The 21,148-nt window shown below is 70.2% G+C and carries 19 protein-coding genes; 15 read left to right on the top strand and 4 right to left on the bottom strand.

Annotated features, from left to right (window positions below; genetic code table 11):
- Nucleotides 1-166: 166 nt before the first annotated feature.
- The gene (locus tag XAN126_RS0112325) at nt 167-1,009 is read left to right on the top strand and encodes a DUF1194 domain-containing protein (RefSeq protein WP_024278901.1); all 843 of its coding nucleotides are present in this window, start codon (nt 167-169) and stop codon (nt 1,007-1,009) included.
- Between the two features lie 31 nt (nt 1,010-1,040).
- On the opposite strand, the gene fni is transcribed toward XAN126_RS0112325, so the two are convergent.
- Nucleotides 1,041-2,072 (bottom strand): type 2 isopentenyl-diphosphate Delta-isomerase, encoded by a 1,032-nt coding sequence (gene fni / locus XAN126_RS0112320; protein ID WP_024278900.1) that lies wholly within the window; start codon nt 2,070-2,072, stop codon nt 1,041-1,043.
- A gap of 225 nt (nt 2,073-2,297) precedes the next feature.
- Here fni and XAN126_RS0112315 point away from each other — a divergent pair, with 225 nt between their 5' ends.
- From XAN126_RS0112315 to XAN126_RS0112280, 8 genes are all read left to right on the top strand, one after another.
- Entirely contained in the window at nt 2,298-3,347 is a 1,050-nt protein-coding gene (locus tag XAN126_RS0112315; RefSeq protein WP_024278899.1) for a polyprenyl synthetase family protein, read from the top strand.
- On the top strand, nt 3,344-4,318 hold the full coding sequence (locus tag XAN126_RS26310; protein WP_024278898.1) for an ABC transporter ATP-binding protein: 975 nt from the start codon (nt 3,344-3,346) through the stop codon (nt 4,316-4,318). Before XAN126_RS0112315 ends, XAN126_RS26310 begins: the two co-directional genes overlap by 4 nt.
- Nucleotides 4,315-5,505, top strand: a complete 1,191-nt coding sequence (locus tag XAN126_RS0112305; RefSeq protein WP_024278897.1) for an ABC transporter permease — start codon at nt 4,315-4,317, stop codon at nt 5,503-5,505. The genes XAN126_RS26310 and XAN126_RS0112305 overlap by 4 nt, the downstream gene beginning before the upstream one ends.
- A 77-nt stretch (nt 5,506-5,582) precedes the next feature.
- The gene (locus XAN126_RS0112300; protein WP_024278896.1) at nt 5,583-6,314 is read left to right on the top strand and encodes a heme ABC transporter permease; all 732 of its coding nucleotides are present in this window, start codon (nt 5,583-5,585) and stop codon (nt 6,312-6,314) included.
- Between the two features lie 10 nt (nt 6,315-6,324).
- A complete protein-coding gene (ccmD, locus tag XAN126_RS0112295) occupies nt 6,325-6,495 on the top strand; it encodes a heme exporter protein CcmD (protein WP_024278895.1) in 171 nt (56 codons plus the stop codon).
- Nucleotides 6,492-7,088 carry a DsbE family thiol:disulfide interchange protein gene (locus tag XAN126_RS0112290; protein WP_024278894.1) on the top strand — a complete coding sequence of 199 codons (597 nt, stop codon included), beginning with the start codon at nt 6,492-6,494 and terminating at the stop codon, nt 7,086-7,088. Before ccmD ends, XAN126_RS0112290 begins: the two co-directional genes overlap by 4 nt.
- Nucleotides 7,089-7,121: 33 nt before the next feature.
- Nucleotides 7,122-7,940 carry a molybdopterin-synthase adenylyltransferase MoeB gene (gene moeB / locus XAN126_RS0112285; RefSeq protein WP_024278893.1) on the top strand — a complete coding sequence of 273 codons (819 nt, stop codon included), beginning with the start codon at nt 7,122-7,124 and terminating at the stop codon, nt 7,938-7,940.
- Between the two features lie 3 nt (nt 7,941-7,943).
- Nucleotides 7,944-8,891, top strand: coding sequence for a glycosyltransferase domain-containing protein (locus XAN126_RS0112280; protein WP_024278892.1), 948 nt, complete (start codon nt 7,944-7,946; stop codon nt 8,889-8,891).
- A gap of 12 nt (nt 8,892-8,903) precedes the next feature.
- On the opposite strand, the gene XAN126_RS0112275 is transcribed toward XAN126_RS0112280, so the two are convergent.
- Nucleotides 8,904-9,905 (bottom strand): D-glycerate dehydrogenase, encoded by a 1,002-nt coding sequence (locus XAN126_RS0112275; protein ID WP_024278891.1) that lies wholly within the window; start codon nt 9,903-9,905, stop codon nt 8,904-8,906.
- Between the two features lie 156 nt (nt 9,906-10,061).
- Here XAN126_RS0112275 and XAN126_RS0112270 point away from each other — a divergent pair, with 156 nt between their 5' ends.
- Nucleotides 10,062-10,610 carry an SH3 domain-containing protein gene (locus tag XAN126_RS0112270; protein WP_024278890.1) on the top strand — a complete coding sequence of 183 codons (549 nt, stop codon included), beginning with the start codon at nt 10,062-10,064 and terminating at the stop codon, nt 10,608-10,610.
- Between the two features lie 31 nt (nt 10,611-10,641).
- Here the strand turns inward: XAN126_RS0112270 and XAN126_RS0112265 are convergent, their stop codons facing one another.
- On the bottom strand, nt 10,642-10,962 hold the full coding sequence (locus tag XAN126_RS0112265; protein ID WP_024278889.1) for a 2Fe-2S iron-sulfur cluster-binding protein: 321 nt from the start codon (nt 10,960-10,962) through the stop codon (nt 10,642-10,644).
- A gap of 383 nt (nt 10,963-11,345) precedes the next feature.
- Between XAN126_RS0112265 and XAN126_RS0112260 the strand changes: the two genes are divergently transcribed.
- The 3 genes from XAN126_RS0112260 to XAN126_RS27160 all read left to right on the top strand — a co-directional run bounded on the left by XAN126_RS0112260 (nt 11,346) and on the right by XAN126_RS27160 (nt 17,449).
- The gene (locus XAN126_RS0112260; protein WP_024278888.1) at nt 11,346-15,716 is read left to right on the top strand and encodes a hypothetical protein; all 4,371 of its coding nucleotides are present in this window, start codon (nt 11,346-11,348) and stop codon (nt 15,714-15,716) included.
- 131 nt (nt 15,717-15,847) lie between these two features.
- Nucleotides 15,848-16,840 (top strand): P1 family peptidase, encoded by a 993-nt coding sequence (locus tag XAN126_RS0112255; protein WP_024278887.1) that lies wholly within the window; start codon nt 15,848-15,850, stop codon nt 16,838-16,840.
- A gap of 84 nt (nt 16,841-16,924) precedes the next feature.
- Nucleotides 16,925-17,449 carry a hypothetical protein gene (locus XAN126_RS27160; RefSeq protein ID WP_024278886.1) on the top strand — a complete coding sequence of 175 codons (525 nt, stop codon included), beginning with the start codon at nt 16,925-16,927 and terminating at the stop codon, nt 17,447-17,449.
- Here XAN126_RS27160 and XAN126_RS0112245 read toward each other — a convergent pair.
- Complete coding sequence (locus tag XAN126_RS0112245; RefSeq protein WP_081762619.1) at nt 17,437-18,945, bottom strand: FAD-dependent oxidoreductase; 1,509 nt, start codon at nt 18,943-18,945, stop codon at nt 17,437-17,439. The two genes, XAN126_RS27160 and XAN126_RS0112245, sit on opposite strands and share 13 nt — an antisense overlap.
- A gap of 189 nt (nt 18,946-19,134) precedes the next feature.
- Here XAN126_RS0112245 and XAN126_RS0112240 point away from each other — a divergent pair, with 189 nt between their 5' ends.
- A complete protein-coding gene (locus XAN126_RS0112240; protein WP_024278884.1) occupies nt 19,135-19,656 on the top strand; it encodes a histidine phosphatase family protein in 522 nt (173 codons plus the stop codon).
- Between the two features lie 2 nt (nt 19,657-19,658).
- Nucleotides 19,659-21,125, top strand: a complete 1,467-nt coding sequence (locus tag XAN126_RS0112235; protein ID WP_024278883.1) for a YcjX family protein — start codon at nt 19,659-19,661, stop codon at nt 21,123-21,125.
- Nucleotides 21,126-21,148: the final 23 nt, after the last annotated feature.

The raw sequence follows: 21,148 nt of genomic DNA, 5'->3' as shown, positions 1-21,148 counted from the left end.
GGTTCAAAGACAATGGCGTGACGCTCGCAACGCACGCCATTGCAACGGTTCCGCCGCAAAACGTGACAGGCCTTAAGGCGGCAAAGCTCTTCTCCCCGCGGGGGAACGGTGTCAGCATTTCACGGACGTGAAGCCGCACTGTTTCTTCCACGGGAGGAAGCTGTCCATGTCCTCGCGCCGCCGCCTGTGTTCTCGTGCTTCCGGCCTTTTGGCCGCGTCTTTCCTCGCCCTCGGCCTTCTCCCCCACGCCCCCGCCGAGGCCGGCGGCTCTGGAAAGCTGGCGGTGGACGTGGAGCTGGTGCTGGCCGTGGACGTCTCCTATTCCATGGACGCCGACGAGCTTGCCCTTCAGCGCGAGGGCTATGCGGCCGCCCTCACCTCCCCCGAATTCCTTGATGCGCTGCGTCTCGGCCCCAACGGGCGGATCGCGGTGGAATATGTGGAGTGGGCCGGCGAGAACGAGCAGAAGATCGTTGTGGAGTGGCGCATCATCGATGGCCCGGACAGCGCGAAGGCGTTTTCCGAGGCGGTGAGGGCGGCGCCCATCCGGCGCATCTACCGCACCTCCATCTCCGGTGCCCTGCTGTTCGCCGCCGACCAGTTCGACCTCAACGGCTTCCGTGGCCTGCGCAAGGTCGTCGACGTCTCCGGCGACGGCGTGAACAATCAGGGTCCGCCCGTGGCGATGGCGCGGGATGCGGTGGTGCGCCGGGGCATCACGGTGAACGGGCTGCCGCTGCTGATGAAACGCTCCGCCTCGTCCGCGCTCGATATCCCCGAACTCGATGTCTATTACGAGGATTGCGTCATCGGCGGCCCCGGTGCCTTCGTCATCCCGGTTGAGAAGATGGAGGAGTTCGCCCGCGCCATCCGCACCAAGCTGGTGCTGGAGGTGGCCGGCGTGGTGCAAAAGCCCGGACCGGGCCTGATCCAGTACGCCTCAGCCCAACAGCCCCGCATCTCCTGCACCATCGGCGAGAAGATCTGGATGGATCACTGGGCGAACTGATCCGGCCGCGAGACCACCGGTGAGCCGTCTCTCAGCGCGCCTCGACCAGCGGCACCGCCCGCAGGTCCGCGAGGCTGCCAGCCCCAGCCGCGAAAGCCGCGATGCGTAGCTGCTCCGCGAGCAGCTCGAAATGCGCAATGACCGCCTCGGTGGAAGTCATCGCCGCCTTCAGCGTCGCCGCGGCCTGGCCCACCAGATCGGCACCGAGGCGGATGGCCTTGGCGGCGTCCACGCCGTCGCGGATGCCGCCGGACGCGATGATCGGCACATCCGGCAGCGCCGCGCGCACCTCGACCACCGCATCGGCGGTGGGAATGCCCCAGCCGGCGAAGGCGGCGGCCAGCGCCTGCGTGCGGCCCGTGCCGCGCGCGCCTTCCACCAGCGCCCAGTTGGTGCCGCCGGCCCCCGCGACATCCAGCGCGGCCACCCCGCACTTCACCAGCCGTCGCGCGACGGCGGCGGAGAGGCCGAAGCCCACTTCCTTCACCACGACCGGCACATGAAGGTTGGTGCAGAGGCCGGCGATGGCGTGGAGCACGCCGCGCCAGTCGCGGTCGCCGCCTTCCTGAATGGCTTCCTGCAAGGGATTGAGATGGATGACGAGCGCATCCGCGCCGATCATGTCCACCGCGCGGCGGGCATGGTCGCGGCCATCGGCGGCGAGGAGTTGCGCGGCGCCGAGATTGGCGAGCAGCAGCACATCCGGCGCCCGCTTGCGCAGTTCGCCGCCGAGTCCTGCGGACGCGCCGGTCTCGACCGCGATGCGCTGCGAGCCGACACCGAGGGCGATGCCCAGCGCCTGCGCCGCCTCGGCGAGATGCGCATTGATCGCCTCGGAGCGCGCCGGCCCGCCGGTCATGGCGGAGATGAGGAGCGGCGCCTTCAGCCGGCGGCCGAGCAGGCTGGTGGAGAGGTCCACCGCATCGAGGCTCAGCTCCGGCAGCGCGCAGTGGACGAAGCCCCAGCGGTCGAATCCCGCATCCACGCGGGAGGCCACGCGATCGCCGGAGAGAACGATGTCGATATGGTCTTCCTTGCGGCGACCGGCTGCGTTCTCGTCCATGCCTCTCCCGGCGTTTCCAGGGTGGATGCTTTTTGGCGCCGCTCATTCCGCGCCGCGGCGCTGGCGCCACACGCCGGCAAAATGTGCGACGCGGCGGAACGCACGCACTGGCATCATTGTGTAAGCGGTGATCTAAAGTCATTCAAGGCAACGTATGTGCCTGTTGCAGGGGGATGGTCGCCCAAGGTGGCCAAGAGCGCGGCCAAGAGCAGAGTGAGGGGGCGTATGGGGCAGAAGGGCGGACGGGACCGGCGGACCGAAGCTTCGGCGACGGCCCCGCGGGAAGCGCTGTCGGCGGCCGCTGGCGGTGTCGCGCTCGCCGTGGCGGCGCCGGACATCGACGCGACGCCGGCGCTCGATACCGCCTTGCCGGACTTCCCGCCCCGCTCCCGGGACCTCTCCTACCTCCGCGCGGTCGTGGATCGCCGGCTCGGCCTTCTCGTGCCGCCGGCCGCGTCCCATCCGGCCGTGCTGCACGCCGCCATGCGGCACATCCTGCTGGCGCCGGGCAAGCGGCTGCGTCCGCTGCTCACCATGGCGGCGGCCATGCAGCTCGACGCCTCCGAGCATGCGGTGCTGGATTTCGGCTGCGCGCTGGAGATGATCCACGCGTCGTCCCTCATCATCGACGACCTGCCGTGCATGGACGACGCCATGGTGCGCCGGGCCCAGCCGACCACTCATGTCCAATACGGCGAGGATGTCGCCGTGCTGGCGGCGGTGGCGCTTCTGTCCCGCGCCCTCGGCGTCGCCGGCGCGGCGGCGGGAACGAGCGATCATGTGCGGCTCGACGCCGTGTGCATCCTCTCCAAGGCGGTGGGCTCCCTTGGCCTGTGCGGCGGCCAGTATGACGATTTGCGCCCCAGCCCCGGCCGCTCCCTCGCCGCCACCGAGGACGTGAACCGCCGCAAGACCGGCGTCCTGTTCTCCGCCGCGGTGGAGATCGCTGGCCGCGCCGCTGCTGCCGACGAGGCGCAGGCCGGCCACCTCCGGGCGCTCGCCGGCCATGTGGGCAGCGCCTACCAGATCCTCGACGACATCCTCGACAACGCGGGCTCGGCCGCGGCGCTGGGCAAGGATGTGGGCAAGGACGCCAACAAGGCGACGGTCATCGCCTCCCTCGGCGCGCCGCGCGCGCGCAAGCTGTTGTCGGAGCACTTGGCGGGGGCGCTCGCAGCCTCTAAAGAACTGGGGCCCAACAAGGAGGGCCAGCAGCCCCTGCGAGACTTCATGACCGCTGCCTTCGGTGAACTGATGGGGCCGCTGGCGCCGTGAGCGCCGCCGCCCACCATTACGACGACCCGAAAGACGAAAGCCCGGCACCTCCCCTCGCCATTCTCGGCCTCACCGCAGGCTATGGCGCGCGCACTGTGCTGGCTGGCGTGGACCTCGTGCTGCGCGCAGGAACGGTCACAGCCCTCGTCGGCCCCAACGGCGCCGGCAAGAGCACCTTGGTCCGCGCCATCTGCGGACGCATCCCGCCGCGCACGGGCGTGATCCGCATCTGCGGCATCCCCGCCGCCGAGGGCGAGGCCCGCGCCCGCATCGGCCTCGCCCCCCAGGACATCGCCCTCTACCGCGCACTCACCATCGCCGAGAATCTCGCCGTCTTCGCCCGTCTCGCCGGCGTCCGCCGCACGGAGGTTCCCGCCTGCGTCGCGCGGGTGATGGCGCGCACCGGTATCGAGGAGCGCGCCAACGAACGCATCGACCGGCTCTCCGGCGGCTGGCAGCGCCGCGCCAACGTGGCGGCCGCCCTCGTCGGCAATCCGCGCCTGCTGGTGCTGGACGAGCCGACCGTCGGCGTCGACGCCCCCGCCCGCGCCGACCTTGCCGCGCTTGTGCAGCGGCTGGCGGCGGACGGGCTCGGCGTTCTCGTCATCACCCACGATTTCGCCTTCGCCGAAGAGGTGGCCGAGCGCGTCGCCATCCTCTCCGAGGGGCGGATCGCGCTGGAGGGGCGGCTCGCCGCCCTCATCGCCGCGCGCTTCCCCAACCAGCGCCGCGCCGCCGTCACCTTCGCCACGCCCCCCTCGCCGAGCGGGCGGCAGGTGCTGGCGCTGCGCGGGCTCAGCGGCGATGAAGGCGGTACCTCCTTCAGCGGCGTCGTCTCCGATACGCCGGAAGGCGCGGGCGGGCTCATCGCCGCGCTCAAGGTGGCCGGCCTCGTGCCCCGCACCATCGCCTTCGAGGCGGCGGGCCTTGATGCCCTCTATGCCGACGTGACCGGGAGCGGCCATCCATGATCGGCGCCATCGTCCGGGCCATGGCGCTGACCCTGATGCGCGACCGCGGTGCGCTGATGATGACGTTCGTGCTGCCGCCGGTGCTGTTCATCCTGTTCGCGGCGGTGTTCGCCGGCACCGGGGGCGAAACCTCGGTCATCAAGATCGCGGCGGCGCGCGCCACCGACGCGCCATCGGCCACCGCCTTCCTTACCGCGCTCGGCCACGCCGGCGACAACGATCTCGTGCTCGTCACGCCCGAGGAGGTCCGCGCCCGGGTGGCGGACGGCCGCGCCGACGTGGGGCTGGTGGTGCGGGGCGACGTGGCCGCCGCCACCGACAAGCCGCCGCTGCTCGTCATCACCGATCCCGCCCGCAATGTCGCTGCCGCCCTCCTCTCGGCGCGCATCCAGCGGGTGTTCACCGACGACCTGCCCGGCCTCGCCATCCGCCGTGTGGCGGCGCAGATCCAGGTTCTGGTGGGCGCCTTTTCCCCGGAACAGACCTCGCGGCTGGAGCAGTCCATCGCCCGGGCACCGGAACTGGTGGCGGGGGGCGGCGCCGAGCTGATGGAGCGCCAGCCGCTCACCCGCCGGCGGTCCGAGCCGGGCGTGAGCTATTACGCCGGGGCCATCGCCATGCTGTTCCTGCTGTTCTCGGCGGTGCAGGGCGCGGGCAGCCTGGTGGATGAACGCCGCTCCGGCGTGTTCGACCGCATCGTCATGAGCCGCGGCGGCGTGCTGGCGCTGGTGGGCGGCAAGCTCGCCTTCCTGATTCTCCAGGGCCTCGCGCTCTCGGCTGTGCTCTTCACGGTGGCGCAGATCGTCTATGGCGTGAACGTGTTCGTGAATTTCTGGACCTTCGCGGCCGTCGCCGTCGCCGCCTCGGCCGCAGCCGCCGGCGTCGCCTTGCCGCTCGCGGCGGTCTCCCGCACGCGCCAGCAGGCGCAGACGCTCTCCACCTTCGCGGTCCTGCTGCTCTCGGCCGTGGGCGGCAGCATGGTGCCGCGCTTCCTCATGCCCGAATGGCTTCAGCATGCGGGGATTCTCACCCCGACCGCCTGGGGCATCGAGGCGTTCCAAGGGGCGCTCTGGCGCGGCGAGGGCATGGCGACGCTGGCGCCCTCCCTCCTGATCCTGCTCGGCTGGGCCGCTGCCGGCGCCGCCGTCACCCTCTGGTTCATCCGCCGTCAGGTCCGGCTCGCCTGAAGTCTCGCCCCTGCGACACGAAATCCTGAACACCGTCTGCGCTTCCATCCGGCGCCCGCGCACACTAGAACGCGTTCATGGCGATCCTCGACCTTGCCAATCCGGTCCGCTTCCTCAGCCTGTCCGCGCGCATCCTGCCCTGGATCGCCGCCGCGGCGGCGGTGACGCTCGCAATCGGCTTCTACCTCGCCTTCCAGGCGCCGCCCGACTACCAGCAGGGCGAGACGGTGCGGATCATGTACATCCACGTGCCCTTCGCGTGGCTGGGCCTGTTCGGCTATTCCATGATGGCCGCCTCCTCCATCGGCATCCTGGTCTGGCGGCATCCTTTGGCCGATGTGGCGCACAAGGCCGCCGGGCCCGTGGGGGCCACCTTCACCGCTCTGTGCCTCATCACCGGCGCCCTGTGGGGCCGGCCCATGTGGGGCACCTATTGGGTGTGGGATGCGCGCCTCACCTCCATGCTGGTGCTGCTGCTGCTCTATCTCGGCCTGATGGCGCTGCGCGCGGCCATCGACGACCCCAACCGCGCCGGCCGCGCCGCCGCCGTGCTCACGCTGGTGGGCTTCATCAACGTGCCCATCGTGAAGTTCTCCGTGGATTGGTGGAACACCCTCCACCAGCCAGCCTCGGTGTTCCGCATGGGCGGCTCGACCATCGATTCCAGCCTGCTCTGGCCGCTGCTCATCTGCGCCATCGGCTTCACGCTGGTGTTCATCGCTTTGCACATGCTCGGCATGCGCACGGAAATCCTCCGCCGCCGCGTGCAGGCGCTGGAGGCCCGCGCGGCCGCGGAAGCCATGGCCTGAGCCCCCGCGCATGACCCATACCGTCTTCATCGCCGCATCCTACGGCGTCTCCCTCCTCGGCCTCGGGCTGCTCGCCCTCTGGCTGGTGCTGGACTATCGCAGCCAGCGGCGCACCCTGTCGGAGCTGGAAGCACGCGGCGTCGGCCGCCGCAGGGCCAATCGATCGGGAGAGGCGGAATGAGCGATCCCGTCATCACCCCCACCCGCCCGCGCCGCCGCCTGTGGCTGGTGGCGCTGCCGCTGGTGGTGTTCCTGGCCCTGGCCGGGCTGTTCTTCTCGCGCCTGGAGACCGGCGGCGATCCCTCGCGCATTCCGTCCGCGCTGGTGGGCAAGAAGGCGCCGGTCGTCTCCCTGCCGCCGCTGGAAGGCCTGAAGGGGCCGGACGGCGCGCCGCTGCCCGGCATCGATCTTGCTGCGCTCGGCGGCAAGCCGGCGCTGGTGAATGTGTGGGCCTCCTGGTGCGGCCCCTGCCGCGAGGAGCATCCCATCCTGATGCAGCTCGGCAAGGACCCGCGCTTCAGCCTCGTGGGCATCAACTACAAGGACGCGCCGGACAATGCCCGCCGCTTCCTCGGCCAGTTCGGCCTGCCCTACAAGGCGGTGGGGGTCGACCCCAAGGGGCGCGCGGCCATAGAATGGGGCGTCTACGGTGTGCCGGAGACCTTCGTGGTGTCCAAGGACGGCACCATCGTCCACAAGTTCGTGGGGCCGCTGACCCCCGAGGCGGTGAGCAACACGCTCCTGCCGATGATGGCGCGCCTCTCCGGCGGCTGAGGCATCAGCCGAGGCGTCGCCCGAGGATTAGAGATGGCCTTCTCCCCCGAAGAGATCGAGCGCTACGCCCGCCACATCGTGCTGCACGACGTGGGCGGACCGGGCCAGCAGAAGCTGAAGGCCGCGACCGTGCTGGTGATCGGCGCCGGGGGCCTCGGCGCGCCGGTGCTGCTCTATCTGGCGGCGGCCGGGGTCGGTCGGCTGATCCTGGTGGAGGACGATGTCGTCTCCCTGTCCAATCTCCAGCGGCAGGTGATCCACCGCACGCAGGACATCGACCGGCTGAAGACCGACAGCGCCCGCGACGCAGTGGCCGCCCTCAACCCCCATGTCGAGCTGGTGACGCATCCGGTGCGGATCGATGCCGGCAACGCGCTGGACTTCATCGCCCAGGCCGATCTGGTGGTGGACGGCTCGGACAATTTCTCCACCCGCTATCTGGTTTCGGATGCCTGCGTGCTGGCGAAGAAGCCGCTCGTGACGGCGGCACTGGGCGCGTTCGATGCCACCATCACCACCATCCGCGCCCATGAGACGGGGCCGGATGGCACCCCCAATCCCACCTACCGCTGCCTCTTCCCCGAGCCCCCGCCGGCCGGAACAGTCCCTGCCTGCGCCGAGGCCGGGGTGCTGGGGGCGCTGGCCGGGGTCGCCGGATCGCTCGCCGCGCTGGAGGCGCTCCGCGCCATCGTCGGTTTCGGTGAGCCTCTGGTGGGGCGCCTGCTGATGATCGACGCGCGCTCCATGCGCTTCGAGACGCTGAGCTATGGCTGGGACCCGGAAAATCCGCTGACGGGCGAAGGCCCGCGCATCGCCGACCTCTCCGCGCACAAGCGCAACGCGGCGGCCTGAGGCATGGCGGAGGGTTTCGGTCGCGCGTGCGTCTATACCTGCCTGATCGGCGGCTACGAGGCGCTGAACGAGCAGCCCATGGCGGCCGCCTCAGGGCTCGACTTCCTCTGCTTCACCGACGATCCGACCCTCACCAGCGCCTCGTGGAAGCTGGTGCCCTACGCCCCGGCCTTCCCGCTCGACCCGGTGCGCAGCCAGCGCATCGTCAAGCTTTCCCCGCACGACGTGCTGCCGGGCTACGACGTCTCGCTCTACATCGACAACAGCGTCATCCTGACGGTGCCGCCGGAAGAGGTGATCGCGCGCTATCTCCCGGATGGGGTGGCTGCGGCCATGCCGGGGCACAGCTTCCGGCCCAGTGTCCGCGACGAGTTCATGGAGGTCCTGCGCATGGGCCTCGACGATGGCGGGCGGGTGCTGGAGCAGCTCAACCATTATGTGATGACAGACCCGGCGGCGCTGGAAGCCGTGCCCTTCTGGTCCGCCATCATCCTGCGCCGCCACCACGACCCGGAGGTCATCGCCGCCATGCGCCTTTGGCTCGCGCAGGTGCTGCGTTACTCCCGCCGGGACCAACTCTCGGGCACCTACGCACTGGGGAGGTCGGGGCTGGAGGTGGCACGATTCGAGGTGGACAATCTGGGGTCATGGTTCCACCGTTGGCCGGTGACAGAGGCGCGCGACCGCGGCGCCTTCCCCTTCTCGCCCACCCATAGTCAGATACCAGCCGCTCTTCTGGCCGACGACTGGCGGCGCGACCGTGCGGCGCTGGAGGCGCGGATCGCGGCTCTGGAGCAGGTGCAGTCCGAGGGGTCGGCCAAGGTCGGGACTGAATGCGCCCCGAACCCGCCGATACCCGTACCGAATGGCCCCCGAACGTCACCGACATCGGGGCCTGTCAGCCGGCTCGCGCGTCTCGTGAGCCGTCTTTCCGGCCGCAGCCGGAGCTGAGGCGTTTCCGCCTCAGAGCATCGCCGGCAGCACGCGATCCGGCGGACGGTGGCCGTCCATGAAGGTCTTGATGTTGACGATGACCTTCTCGCCCATGTCCACGCGGCCTTCCAGCGTGGCGGAGCCAAGGTGCGGGAGAAGCACGACTTTTCCCTGCCGGGCGAGGCGCACCAGCTTGGGGTTCACCGCCGGCTCGTGCTCGAACACGTCGAGCCCCGCACCGGCGATCTCGCCGGCTTCCAGCAGGCGGGTCAACGCGTTCTCGTCGATCACCTCGCCGCGCGCCGTGTTCACCACATAAGCGTCTGGCTTCAACAGCTTAAGACGACGGGCGGAGAGCAGGTGGTAGGTCGCGGGGGTGTGCGGGCAGTTCACGGACACGATGTCCATGCGCGCCAGCATCTGGTCGAGGCTGTCCCAGTAGGTGGCGTCGAGCATTTCCTCGATGCCGGAATTGAGGCGGCGACGGTTATGGTAATGAATCTGCAGGCCAAATGCCTTGGCGCGCCGCGCCACCGCCTGGCCGATGCGCCCCATGCCGATGATGCCGAGGCGCTTGCCCCAGATCCGCCGGCCGAGCATCCAGGTGGGCGACCAGCCGGTCCACTCTTCCTTGTCCGCGATCATCGCCTGAGCGCCTTCGGCGAGGCGCCGCGGCACGGAGAGGATCAGCGCCATGGTCATGTCCGCGGTGTCCTCGGTGAGGACGCCGGGCGTGTTGGTGACGGTGATGCCCCGGTTGAGCGCGCTGGCGACGTCGATGTGGTCGACGCCGTTGGAGAAAGAGGCGATCAGCCGCAGGTTTTCCCCAGCCTGCGAGAGCACCGACGTATCGATGCGGTCGGTCAGAGTCGGCACGAGCACGTCCGCGGTCTTGACCGCCTCCACCAGCGCGGCCTGATCCATGGGCACGTCGTCGATGTTCAGTCTGGCATCGAAAAGCTCGCGCATCCGCGTCTCGACCGAGTCGGGCAGCTTGCGCGTGACAACGACGAGGGGCTTGCGACGCACCATCGTTACTCCCCATTCCCCATTTCTTAACGGTTCTGGTCCCGTCTATCAGACAGCCGGGGAAACACAAGGCGCGCCGGGACGCAGGGCCTTGACGTGCCCGCCACGTCGGCGCACCCCTCCGGTCTGTTAGGTGCGATGCGAAAGGACGATCCCATCATGCCCGCAAAGCGAACTCATCTGAAGCGAAGCCTCGACAGCCGGTCGGTGAAAGCCCTGGCCCTTGCGGCGGCGATGATGGTGGGAACGGCTGCGGGCGCAGTCGCCGCCGAGCCCGGCACCTCCGGCCTGCCGGTTCCCCGCTTCGTCTCGCTCAAGGCCGACAAGGTGAACGTCCGCAACGGACCGAACCGGGATCAGGATGTGGCCTGGGTGTTCAACCGCGCCGGCCTGCCGGTGGAGGTGACCGCCGAGTATGAGACGTGGCGCCGCATCCGCGATGCCGACGGCGCGGAGGGATGGGTGTACCACTCCATGCTGTCGCTGCGGCGGACCGCCCTCGTCGCCCCCTGGCTGAAGGGCGAGACCGTCCCCCTGCGCGGCTCGGCCGATGCCGATGCCAAGGTCGTGGCCAAGCTCGAGCCGAGCGTGCTCGGGGTGGTCAAGACCTGCGACGGCAAGTTCTGCCGCATCACCGGCGACGGCTTCGACGGCTATGTGCAGCAGAACCAGCTGTTCGGCGTCTATCCCGGCGAGAAGGTGGACTGAGGGGAGTCTCGCTCCCCTAGCCTCCCGGATTTCAGCCTTGCGTCTCGGGCGTGTGCAGCACCAGCCCGTCCAGCGCCGCCGTCAGCTTGATCTGGCAGGAGAGGCGGGAGGTGGGGCGAAGGTCGGTTGCAAAATCGAGCATCCCCTCCTCCATCTCGGAGGGCTGGCCGACCTTGTCCATCCAGGCTTCGTCCACATAGACGTGGCAGGTGGCGCAGGCACAAGCGCCGCCGCATTCCGCGACGATGCCGGGAACGCCATTGCGCACCGCCGTCTCCATGGCGGTAGCACCTTCCGGTCCATCAACCTTGTGGACCGCGCCCGTGTGTTCGATAAAGGTAATGGCAACCATAGATTGTCGCTTCCCGGCTTCCGCCGCGCAGGCGGCGGTGGCTTGATCGGACGGCTCGCGCGCCCCGGCCTGATGGCCGCGGCGGGGCCGCTTTCCGGCCACTGGCTATAGCGGCTTGCCTCGCGCCGCACCAGCGCGGGCGCCGATTGTCGCGGGTCCCGCCCGCGCAAACCGAATGGCCAAGCCCAAGCCAAGCCGCTCGATATTAACGATATCTTCATTAATGCGGCCGGGGCGGTTCAAACGGAGCCGCGGCCTGTCTAGGATAAGAAACGGTAAACCATCTTCGTCCGGCATGGCCGGATGACGGGGGCGTGTACGGGTATCGGAGCCTTGGGCGGCATCACGCCGGGGCACCGAAAGCGGGCAGAGGCGACAGCGAGATGAAGAACCCGAAGAAGATCCAGGACCCGACCGAGGCGGCTCTGTCGGCCATCCAGGAGGCTCTGACGCTCGAGCTCGACAATGCCGAGGCCAATGCGGCTGCGGCCAAGGGGGGCGAGGCGCCCCTGCCGCCCGATCGCGGAACCCCGCTGGATCGACCGCCCGCACCCGAGCGTGTTCTCTCCGGTCCCGGACCGCAGCGTGAAGGCCGCCCCATCAACCGCCGGCCGCGCCCCCCCGAGGGTGGCGAAGTTCGCGTCGACGGCGGCCGCCGCGAGGGTGCGCCCCGCCCCCGCAGCGAAGCCGAGCGCCGCGCCGCCAACGACGACCGCCAGCCCATCGGCCAGCTTCTCGGCCAGTTGCAGAAGAAGGCGCCGGTCGTGCCCTTCTACTGGGCGACGGGCGCCTCGCTCGTGTGGATCGTCATCGGCATCATCTTCGCCTACACCGTCCATCATAGCCTGATGGCAAGCTCGAACGGGCTCCAGTCGCTCGGCGACTCCCCGGCCCTGCTCGGCATCTTCGCCGGCATCCTCATTCCCCCGCTCGCCTTCTTCGGCATGGCCAGCATCGTGCGCCGGTCCCTGGAATTGCAGGGCATCGCCCGCTCCATGACCGAGGTCGCCCTGCGCCTCGCCCAGCCGGAATCCATTGCCACGGAGAGCGTTGTCACCGTCGGTCAGGCGGTGCGCCGCGAGGTCGCCGCCATGGGCGACGGCATGGACCGCGCCGTCGCCCGTGCCGGCGAGCTGGAATCCATGGTGCGCGCCGAGGTCGCCACTCTGGAGCGCGCCTATGAGGAGAACGAGACGCGCATCCGCACGCTGATCGACGACCTGCAGGCCGAACGCCACAACATCCAGATCGAGACCGAGCGCCTGCGCGAGGGCATCATCGCCGCCGAAACCGTGCTCTCCAGCGAGGTGAAGGACGTCGCCTCGCGCATCCACACCACCATGATGGAAGCGAGCGAGCAGGTCACCGAGATCCTCGGCCAGAAGGGCGAGCACATCACCGCCGCCCTCGCCCGCGTCGGCGACAGCATGATCGACAGCCTCACCGCCAAGGGCGGCGAGCTGATCGACCGCCTCCAGCTCACCGGCTCCGACATCCGGCAGGATCTGTCCGAATCCGGCGACCTGCTGGTGGAGACCCTGCGGTCGCGCACCGACGACCTCGCCTCCAACCTGCTCGCCACCACCACCGACGTGTCGCAGCTGGTCGAGCGCTGGGGCGACGAGGTGAACAACAATATCGACCGCCTCAAGCAGGGCATCACGGACACGCTGGCCGAAAACGTCGGCCGCTTCGCCGACGACATCGACGTGCGCGTGGCCGAGGTGAACTCCGCCTTCCGCGCCACCAGCGAGAGTGCGGTGGTGGAATTCTCCACCCGCGGCGGCGAACTCGTCCGCAAGCTTGAGGAGACCGGCGAACGCGTCGCCGAGACGCTGGCCGTGCGCGGCACCGATCTCGCCGACCGCATCGAAGCCACCGGCAACCGCATCTACGAGGCCGTCGCCGTGCGCGGCGAGGATCTACAGCAGCGCCTGTCCGAGACTGGCGAGCGCATCACCTCCTCGCTCGACCGCTCCAGCAACCAGGTGGTCACGGCGCTCGTGGACAAGGGCAACGAGGTCACCGCGTCCCTCAACGGTGCCGGCGAGGACATGACCGAGCGCCTGTCGCGTGTCGCCACCGAGGTCACGCAGGCCATCGGCGCCCGCGGCTCCAAGGTGACGGAACAGTTCCGCGAGACCGCCGACATCCTGGTGGCGACCATCGGCACCAAGAGCGACGCCATCAAGGAAATGCTCACCGCCCGCCTCAAGGCGATGGAGGAGACCATCACCGTGCGCGGCGCCGAGCTCGCCGACCGCATGCAGCATGATGCCGCCCACCTTGCCCGCGCCATGCAGGACGGCGTGAAGAACTTCGACACCACGGTGAAGGTGCACGCCCCCGAGCTGGTGGACCAGATCACCCACCGGGTGGCGCTGGTGAACGAGAACCTGCGCCTCGCCACCTCCACGCTGGACGAGCGCCTGTCCGCCACCACGGACACGGTGGCGACCATCATGGACCAGCGCTTCTCGCGTATCGAGCAGACGCTGGACCAGCGCGCCCAGAGCCTGACCGAGACGCTCGCGACCCGCACGGTCAACTTCGCGCGCACCATCGCCGAAGGCACGAAGAACGCCACCGAGTCCCTCGACAAGTCGGTGGAGACGCTGGAGAACTTCTTCGCCACCCGCTCCAAGGCGCTGGGCGAGGTGCTCACCGACCGTGCCGATGCGGTGAACCGCAACATCGGCGTCCGGGCGCAGGAGATCGCCTCCGTGCTCGACGGCCGCGTCCATCGCATCGAGGAGCTGGTGCTCGGCCGCCTCGACGGCGTCGCCACGTCGCTGGAAGTGCGGGGCACCGCCATCGCCGACGCCCTTGTCGGCCGCATCGAGACCGTCTCCGGCTCGCTGCGTGCCGAGGCGAGCGAAGTGGAGCGCTCGCTCACCACGCTGTCGAGCAACGTCAGCCGCACCCTCACCGAGCATTCGGAGAAGGTGGCGGACAGCCTCGGCACCCGCCTGACCGAGATCGCCCATCTCATCGACGACAAGAACGGCACCTTCCTCTCCGCGCTGGAGCGCACCAGCCAGCGCGCCGTGTCGGAGATCACCGCCACCAACGGCGCCCTGCGCACAGACGTGGGCGTCATCATTGAGCGCCTCGACGACGCCAACTCCACCTTCCAGGGCGCCCTCACCCAGGCAGTGTCCCACCTCGACGCATTCGCGGGCACCTTCGCCCGCCAGGTGGAGAGCTTCGGCGGCGCCGTCTCCGGCATCGCCCTGAGCGCCGACGCCACTGCCGAGCGCTTCCAGTCCCAGATCGGCTCGCTCAAGGAAGTCTCGACCACTGCGCTGGCCCAGATGTCCTCCCTGTCCGAGCGGCTCGAACAGAACCGCCGTCTCATGGACGAGGCGACCCAGACGCTCGCCTCCACCCACGACCAGGTGGACAGCACCCTCGCTGCGCGTCGCGAAGCGATGGAGCAGCTCGCCCGCTCCCTCGCCCAGCGGGTCGGAGACGTGGAGAGCCGCCTTGCCGCCTTCCACACCATGCTCGACGAGACCTATTCGGCCTCCCAGAAGCAGGCCAGCGAGATCGCCAGCGTCATCGCGGCGGCGACATCCGGCTCCACGGAGGCGGTCGCGCAGCAGCTCGCGCTGGTCCGCACGGCTGCCGACGCCGAGCGCGAGCGTTCCGCTGCGGCCCTGCGCGAGACCTACGAGGTGGCGCTCAACGACGTGCACACCCTCTTCGGCGAGACGGGCAACCGCTTCACCGCCGTCGCCACCGATCTCAAGCGGGTGGCAGAGGATGTGCAACAGGCCATCACCCTCGCCCGCGAGGAGATGAAGCGCGGCATCCTCGAACTGCCCGCCGAGACCGAGGCGAGCGCCGCCACCATGCGCCGCGCGGTCGCCGAGCAGATCAAGGCCCTGGCCGAGCTCAACGAGATCGTCGCCCGGCAGGGGCAGGCCCTCGACGTGGTGGAAGCGTCCGCCCGCGCTGCGCAGCAGGAGACGGCCCGCGCCTCCCGCGAGGCATCGCGTGAGGCCCCCTCCGCCCTGCGCAGCCGCCCCGAACGCGAGCCCCGCGCCGAGACCCCCCGCACGGAACTCCAGCGCTCCGAGCCGGCCCGCGCCGAGGCGAGCCGCCAGGATACCGGCCGGCAAGATATCGGCCGGCAGGAGTTGACCCGCGCCGATATCAGCCGCAGCGAGACCGGCCGCTCCGAGCCGGCCCGCAGCGAAGGCGGAAGCCTGCCCCAGTCGGAGCTGCGCCGCGCCCCGGCCAACCGCCGCGCTGAACCGGCCGAGCGTCCCGCTTCCCGGCCCGCCGCCCGCACCGAGACCAACGGTGAGGAACGCGACAGCTGGCTGACCGAGCTTCTCGCCCGCGCCTCCGGCGAGCTCAATGAAGACACTCCGCGCTCCCGCCCGGCGGCCCCCGCCCCCGTTGCGGCCCCGGAGAGCCTCGACGACCTCTCCGCCGACATCGCCCGGATGGTGGATCATCAGGCAGCCGTGGAGATGTGGGACCGCCACAATAACGGCGAGAGCCATGTCTTCTCCCGCCGGCTCTACACCCTGCAGGGCCAGCAGACCTTCGACGCCCTGAAGCGCCGCTACCGCGCCGATGCCGGCTTCCGCGAGACCGTCGATCGCTACGTCGCCGAATTCGAGCGGCTCATCGATCAGGTGTCGGGCGACGATCGCGGCAGCACGCTGGCGCGCACCTACCTCACCTCCGACACGGGCAAGGTCTACACCATGCTCGCCCACGCCTCCGGGCGCCTCGACTGAGGCAGCACGGATCGGGTCTCGTCGACGAGGCTGGACGCAACAAGGACCGCGCCGGGCCAAAGCCCCCGGCGCGGTCTTTCCATTTTCGGGGCTTGCTTGCAGGGCCGGGGAAACCGGCAGGGAAGAGCGAGATGCGCAACCTCATCACCGACGTGCCCGGCCTCCTGGTCGGCAACGCCACCGAACCGCACATCGGTACGGGTGCCACCGTCATCCTCGCGGAGGAACCGGCGGTGGCGGCGGTGGACGTGCGCGGCGGCGGGCCGGGCACGCGGGAGACTGATCTGCTCGACCCGGCGGCGACGGTGGAGCGCGTCGATGCCATCACCCTCTCCGGCGGCTCGGCCTTCGGACTTGATGCGGCCTCCGGCGTCATGGCGGGGCTCGCCGCGCGCGGGCGGGGCTTTGCGGTGGGCACCGCGCGCGTGCCCATCGTGCCCGGCGCCATCCTGTTCGACCTGCTCAACGGCGGGGACAAGGGCTGGGAGGGTCATCCGCCCTACCTCCAGCTCGGCCGCGATGCGCTGGACGCAGCAGACGTGGATTTCCACCTCGGCTCGGTGGGCGCCGGCACGGGCTGCACGACGGCGACCGTGAAGGGCGGGCTCGGTTCGGCCTCGGCCATGACCGGGACCGGCCATGTGGTCGGCGCCATCGTCGCGGTCAACGCCGCCGGAAGCCCGCTGTTCGGCGACGGCCCGCATTTCCGGGCTGGCCACTACGAACGGGGCGGCGAGTTGGGCGGGCTCGGCGTGCCGACGCATGTTCCGGATGAGGCGAGCGATCCCCGGCTCAAGGGCGGCGTCTCGCGCTTCGCCACCACCATCGCCGTCGTGGCGACGGATGCGGTGCTGACCACGGTACAGGCGCGGCGGCTTGCCATCATGGCGCAGAACGGCCTCGCACTCTCGCTGTTTCCCGTCCACACGCCGCTCGATGGCGACGTGGTGTTCGCCATGGCCACCGGCCGTAAGCATCTGGCGGCGCCGCTGCCGGACCTTGCCCGGCTCGGCGCCCTCGCCTCCATCGTGTTGGCGCGCGCGGTGGCACGCGCGGTGTACGAAGCCCGGCGCCTGCCGTTCCCGGATTGCCAGAAGAGCTGGCATGACCATTTCGGACGCTGACGCCGTTCGTCCCAGTTCCCGCCGGCGTTAGCCGGATGCACGGCGCGCGGGATCGGCTATAAGCCCGGGGTTCCGAGGATCCCCATGACCGCTCCTTCCACGCCCCAAGTTCCCCTCCGCAGCCCCACCTCCGGCAAGCCTGAAGGCGCGCCGCGCCTCGGCGGGGCACTGGCCTTCCTGTTCTGGTGCGCCTGCGGCATCGCCGCATTGCCGCTGGCCGGGCTGTTCACGCTGATCTCTGCACTGGGCGTCACAGGTGCGCGCTCCGCATTGTTCGATTCCTTTGCGGGTGCGGGCGTGGCGCAGCAGGTGCTGCGGCTGGGGCTGATGCCGCAGGTGGTCTTGTTCTGCTGGGCAGTGGCCATGGTGGTGCTCACCGTGGCCCGCGCGCGCATCGCCGTTCTCGTGCTGCCGTGGGTGCTGGTGCTCTGGCTGGCAACGACCGGCTACAGCCAGTTCGCCATTCGCGACGCCATCGCCCCGGATGGCGCCGATCTCGGCGCGTTCGCGGCGCTGATGCCGGGGCTTCTCGCGCAGGCGGCGGGCGTCGCTGCCTTCTTCGGCTATTTCCGGGAAGGCGCGCGACCGCAGAGCTTCTACCGCCGCTGAGGCGGCGCCTCGTCTTCCAGCTCGCCGTGCGGCTCGACCGGCAGCCGCCTGCGCCGGCGGCCGTTTTCGGATGCAGCGCGGATGGCAAGGCCCGACGCCCAGCCTGATGCTGCATGGAGCGCGGCCCGCGCCGCATGGCGGGAGGCCGACGCCGCCGAAGCGACGCTCCGCCGGGCCAGCGCGCCGGCCGTCGACGGTGCCGGAAGGTCCGGCTCCTGCGCCGGCGCGAGGGCTGGCGTGCCCTTCTCCATATGCAGGCGCGCGGCGAGGCGCACATGCCAGAAGGCCGCAAAGCGCGCCACCCGTCCGGTCCATCCCGAAAGGCCACCCGTGGCGAAGGGCTGGAGCAAGGCGATCCTGTCGTCCCGCTCGGCGATCGCACCCACGATCATGCGCGCAGCGAGGAAATCGAGCCCCAGCGATCCGGCACCGGGCGCAAGCGCGTACCAGACGCCGCGCTCGCCCTCATACAGCATCGGCATGCCGCCCGGATCGGGCAGGCTCCGCGCCCGCGCGCCCTCCACCAGCCCGCTGCCGACCGGATAGACCTCGGCCGCGTGGCGGCGGAGCACGCGCGCCGCACCGACGCGCGTCATCACCGGCAGGGCCGACTGGGCGGCGAGCGCCAGCCGGTCGCCGTCCAAATGATATGCGAGCCCGGTGAGGCCAAACTCCTCGACGACGCCGGCATAAGGCACGTTGCTGCCCGGCAGCCGGAAGCCGCCCGAAACCCACGGCGCCCGTGGCAACCGGGCGACGCCCGAGCCGAGGCGGGCAAACGCCGCCGGTCCGCACACGGCGACCTGGAAGGCGCGGACCCGCTGGTTCGCCATATCGAGATACTTGCGGACGCCCTTCAGATCGACCGAAAGCGCGCCCTCCACATTGACGAAACGCACGCCCGCCGCCCGGGCCGCATCTTCCAGCGCCGCGACGAGGGAAGCGGTGCGCACGCGTTCGGCCGGCACGACGCCGAGGCCGGCGGCAAAGGTTTCCGTGCCAAGCAGCGCCGCCAGATCGTCCGCGCCGACAAAGACGGTGGTATCGGGCGCCAGTTCCTGGCGCAGCTCGTGCTCTCGATAGAGGTCTTCGGCCGCGTGGGCTCGCGCCACGGTGAGCCGCCCGCGCGGGCCGATCTCGACGCCGAGTCGCTCGGCGAGGGCCAGCCCCGCCTCCGCCGCCTGAGCGGAGAGAATGAGCAGTTCCTGCGCATCGTCGCGGCCGACCCGGCTGGAAAGCTCGAGGGTCGAGAGCGGAAAGCCGGGCGCCACGACGCCGTCGAGCGGCCAGGAGGGCACGGCCGCCGAAGGGCCGACCATGGCCAGCAACACCACGTCGCGCCCGCGCCGGGCGAGGTCCGCCGCCAGAACGAGGCCGGCAACATCGCCGCCAACCACGCAGACATCGCAGTCGATGATCCGCTTGGGGCCCGCGGCGGAACGCTCGGGCACCATCGCATCGTGCGCGGGGGGCCGGGGCGCAGACGTCTGACTCATGAATTGGTCCAATAAGAGATGGGCAATGCTGACGCCGCCAGCTTGAGAAAGCGTTTATTTGCGGCGCTCTAATGGCGTTTGGCCGGCTATTGCGCCGGGGGGCGTGACGCTGCGGCGCGGCAGCGGTCATTGCGCTGCACAGGCCGCGTGCGTCATAAGGAGCCGCAATTCGTTGATCGGTTAGTAACCATGCGCCGTCTCATATTGCTGCGCCACGCGAAGTCGGACTGGCCGGACGGCATCGCCGACCCGGAACGGCCCCTTGCAGCCCGTGGCCGGAACGCGGCGCCCCGCATCGGTGCCTATATCGCGCAGGAACACCTGCTGGCTGATCGAATCCTGGTGTCGCCCGCCCGTCGGACGCGTGAGACGTGGGATCTTGTGGCCGCCCGCCTGCCGCCGCCGAAAGTGGTGGCGAGCGAGCCCCGCGTCTACGACGCCTCCGCCGCCCGCCTCATGACTGTGCTGCGCGAACAGCCCAAGGACGCCCACAGTGTCATGCTGGTGGGCCACAATCCCGGCCTCGAAGACCTGGCCGAGCTGCTTGTGGCTTCGGGTCCGGCGCCCCATCTTGCCAGCATGGCAGAGAAATTCCCGACCGGCGGCCTCGCCGTCATCGACCTTCCCGTGGACGAGTGGAGCGCGACAGCGCCCGGCATCGGCCGCCTCGACCGTTTCGTCACCCCCCGCGATCTCGGCGGAAACGACTGACGATGGCGTTCTTCACGGACGCTGTGGACGATGCGCGCATCGCGCTTCAGGCCCTGGCGGATCGGGTGGAGGGCATCGCCCATCCCACCCTGCGCCTCGGCGTGACCGGCCTGTCGCGGGCGGGAAAGACCATCTTCACCACGGCCCTCATCCACGCCCTCACCAAGGGCGCGCGGATGCCCGTCTTCGAGCCGTACCAGTCCGGCCGCATCGCCCGGGCGGAGCTTCAGCCCCAGCCGGACGACGCGGTGCCGCGCTTTGCCTATGAGGACCATCTGGAGATGCTGGGGGCGGAGCGGCGCTGGCCGTCCTCCACCACCCGCGTCAGCGAGCTGCGCCTCGCCATCCGCTATGCCACCCGGCGCGGCAGTCTCAAGACGCTGACCCTCGACATCGTGGACTATCCCGGCGAGTGGCTGCTGGATCTGCCGCTGTTGAACATGTCCTACGCCGACTTTGCCCGGCAGAGCCTCGCCCTCGCGCGGGCGCAGGCGCGGGCGGAGGTGGCGGCGCCCTTCCTTGCGGCAGTCGCCGATGCCCCCGCAAGCGGGCCAGCCGACGAGGCGCGGGCGCGGGAGGTGGCGGCGCGGTTCACCACATATCTCGCCGCCTGTCGCAGCGAGCGGCTGGCCATGAGCCTGCTGCCGCCCGGCCGCTTCCTCATGCCCGGCGACCTCAAGGGATCGCCTGCCCTCACCTTCGCCCCGCTGGAGGTGGAGGACGCACCCTCTCGCGCCGACACGCTGGGCGGGATGATGGAGCGGCGTTTCGAGGCCTACAAGCACGCCGTGGTGCGGCCGTTCTTCCGCAATCACTTCGCCCGGCTCGACCGGCAGATCGTGCTGGTGGATACGCTCTCGGCGCTGAATGCCGGGCCCGCCGCCCTCGCCGACCTGGAGCGGGCGCTGGACGGAATCCTCGCCGCCTTCCGCACCGGGCGGAACAGTCTGGTGAGCACCCTCTTCCGCCCCCGCATCGAAAAGGTGCTGTTCGCCGCCACCAAGGCGGACCACCTGCATCGGGCGAGCCATGACCGGCTGGAGGCCGTGTTGGGCCGTCTCGTGGAGCGGGCGCGCGAGCGGGCGCAGGACCGTGGCGCGACTCTCGATGTGGTGGCGCTCGCCGCCATCCGCGCCACCCGCGAGGCCCGCGTGCGGCGGGGTGGTCACGAGCTGGACGCCATCGTCGGCACGCCCGAGGCGGGTCAGGACGCCGGCGGCCACGTGTTCGATGGCGAGGAGGAGGTGGCAGTGTTTCCGGGCGAGCTGCCGGCCGATCCGGATGCCCTGTTCGATCCGTCCGGTGCAGGTTTCCGGGGTCTCGCCTCATCCATGGCAGGCGACGGGCAGGACGACGTGGATTTCCGCTTCCTGCGTTTCCGCCCGCCCGCAGGGATCGGGGATGGACCGATCCCGCACATCCGGCTCGATCGGGCGCTTCAGTTCCTGCTGGCCGACCGGCTCGTCTGAACTGGCGACCGGTTCCGACGCCT

This window comes from Xanthobacter sp. 126, assembly GCF_000526175.1.
GTDB classification, from domain to species: Bacteria; Pseudomonadota; Alphaproteobacteria; order Rhizobiales; family Xanthobacteraceae; genus Xanthobacter; species Xanthobacter aminoxidans.
Note: the sequence above shows the minus strand (reverse complement) of the source record. Positions and strands in the feature narration are given on the sequence as shown.

Coding starts and splice junctions, on each gene's coding strand:
- XAN126_RS0112325 (WP_024278901.1), top strand. CDS start 167: ATGTCCTCGCGCCGCCGCCTGTGTTCTCGTGCTTCCGGCCTTTTGGCC.
- fni (WP_024278900.1), bottom strand. CDS start 2,072: ATGGACGAGAACGCAGCCGGTCGCCGCAAGGAAGACCATATCGACATC.
- XAN126_RS0112315 (WP_024278899.1), top strand. CDS start 2,298: ATGGGGCAGAAGGGCGGACGGGACCGGCGGACCGAAGCTTCGGCGACG.
- XAN126_RS0112305 (WP_024278897.1), top strand. CDS start 4,315: ATGATCGGCGCCATCGTCCGGGCCATGGCGCTGACCCTGATGCGCGAC.
- XAN126_RS0112300 (WP_024278896.1), top strand. CDS start 5,583: ATGGCGATCCTCGACCTTGCCAATCCGGTCCGCTTCCTCAGCCTGTCC.
- ccmD (WP_024278895.1), top strand. CDS start 6,325: ATGACCCATACCGTCTTCATCGCCGCATCCTACGGCGTCTCCCTCCTC.
- XAN126_RS0112290 (WP_024278894.1), top strand. CDS start 6,492: ATGAGCGATCCCGTCATCACCCCCACCCGCCCGCGCCGCCGCCTGTGG.
- moeB (WP_024278893.1), top strand. CDS start 7,122: ATGGCCTTCTCCCCCGAAGAGATCGAGCGCTACGCCCGCCACATCGTG.
- XAN126_RS0112280 (WP_024278892.1), top strand. CDS start 7,944: ATGGCGGAGGGTTTCGGTCGCGCGTGCGTCTATACCTGCCTGATCGGC.
- XAN126_RS0112275 (WP_024278891.1), bottom strand. CDS start 9,905: ATGGTGCGTCGCAAGCCCCTCGTCGTTGTCACGCGCAAGCTGCCCGAC.
- XAN126_RS0112270 (WP_024278890.1), top strand. CDS start 10,062: ATGCCCGCAAAGCGAACTCATCTGAAGCGAAGCCTCGACAGCCGGTCG.
- XAN126_RS0112265 (WP_024278889.1), bottom strand. CDS start 10,962: ATGGTTGCCATTACCTTTATCGAACACACGGGCGCGGTCCACAAGGTT.
- XAN126_RS0112260 (WP_024278888.1), top strand. CDS start 11,346: ATGAAGAACCCGAAGAAGATCCAGGACCCGACCGAGGCGGCTCTGTCG.
- XAN126_RS0112255 (WP_024278887.1), top strand. CDS start 15,848: ATGCGCAACCTCATCACCGACGTGCCCGGCCTCCTGGTCGGCAACGCC.
- XAN126_RS27160 (WP_024278886.1), top strand. CDS start 16,925: ATGACCGCTCCTTCCACGCCCCAAGTTCCCCTCCGCAGCCCCACCTCC.
- XAN126_RS0112245 (WP_081762619.1), bottom strand. CDS start 18,945: ATGAGTCAGACGTCTGCGCCCCGGCCCCCCGCGCACGATGCGATGGTG.
- XAN126_RS0112240 (WP_024278884.1), top strand. CDS start 19,135: ATGCGCCGTCTCATATTGCTGCGCCACGCGAAGTCGGACTGGCCGGAC.
- XAN126_RS0112235 (WP_024278883.1), top strand. CDS start 19,659: ATGGCGTTCTTCACGGACGCTGTGGACGATGCGCGCATCGCGCTTCAG.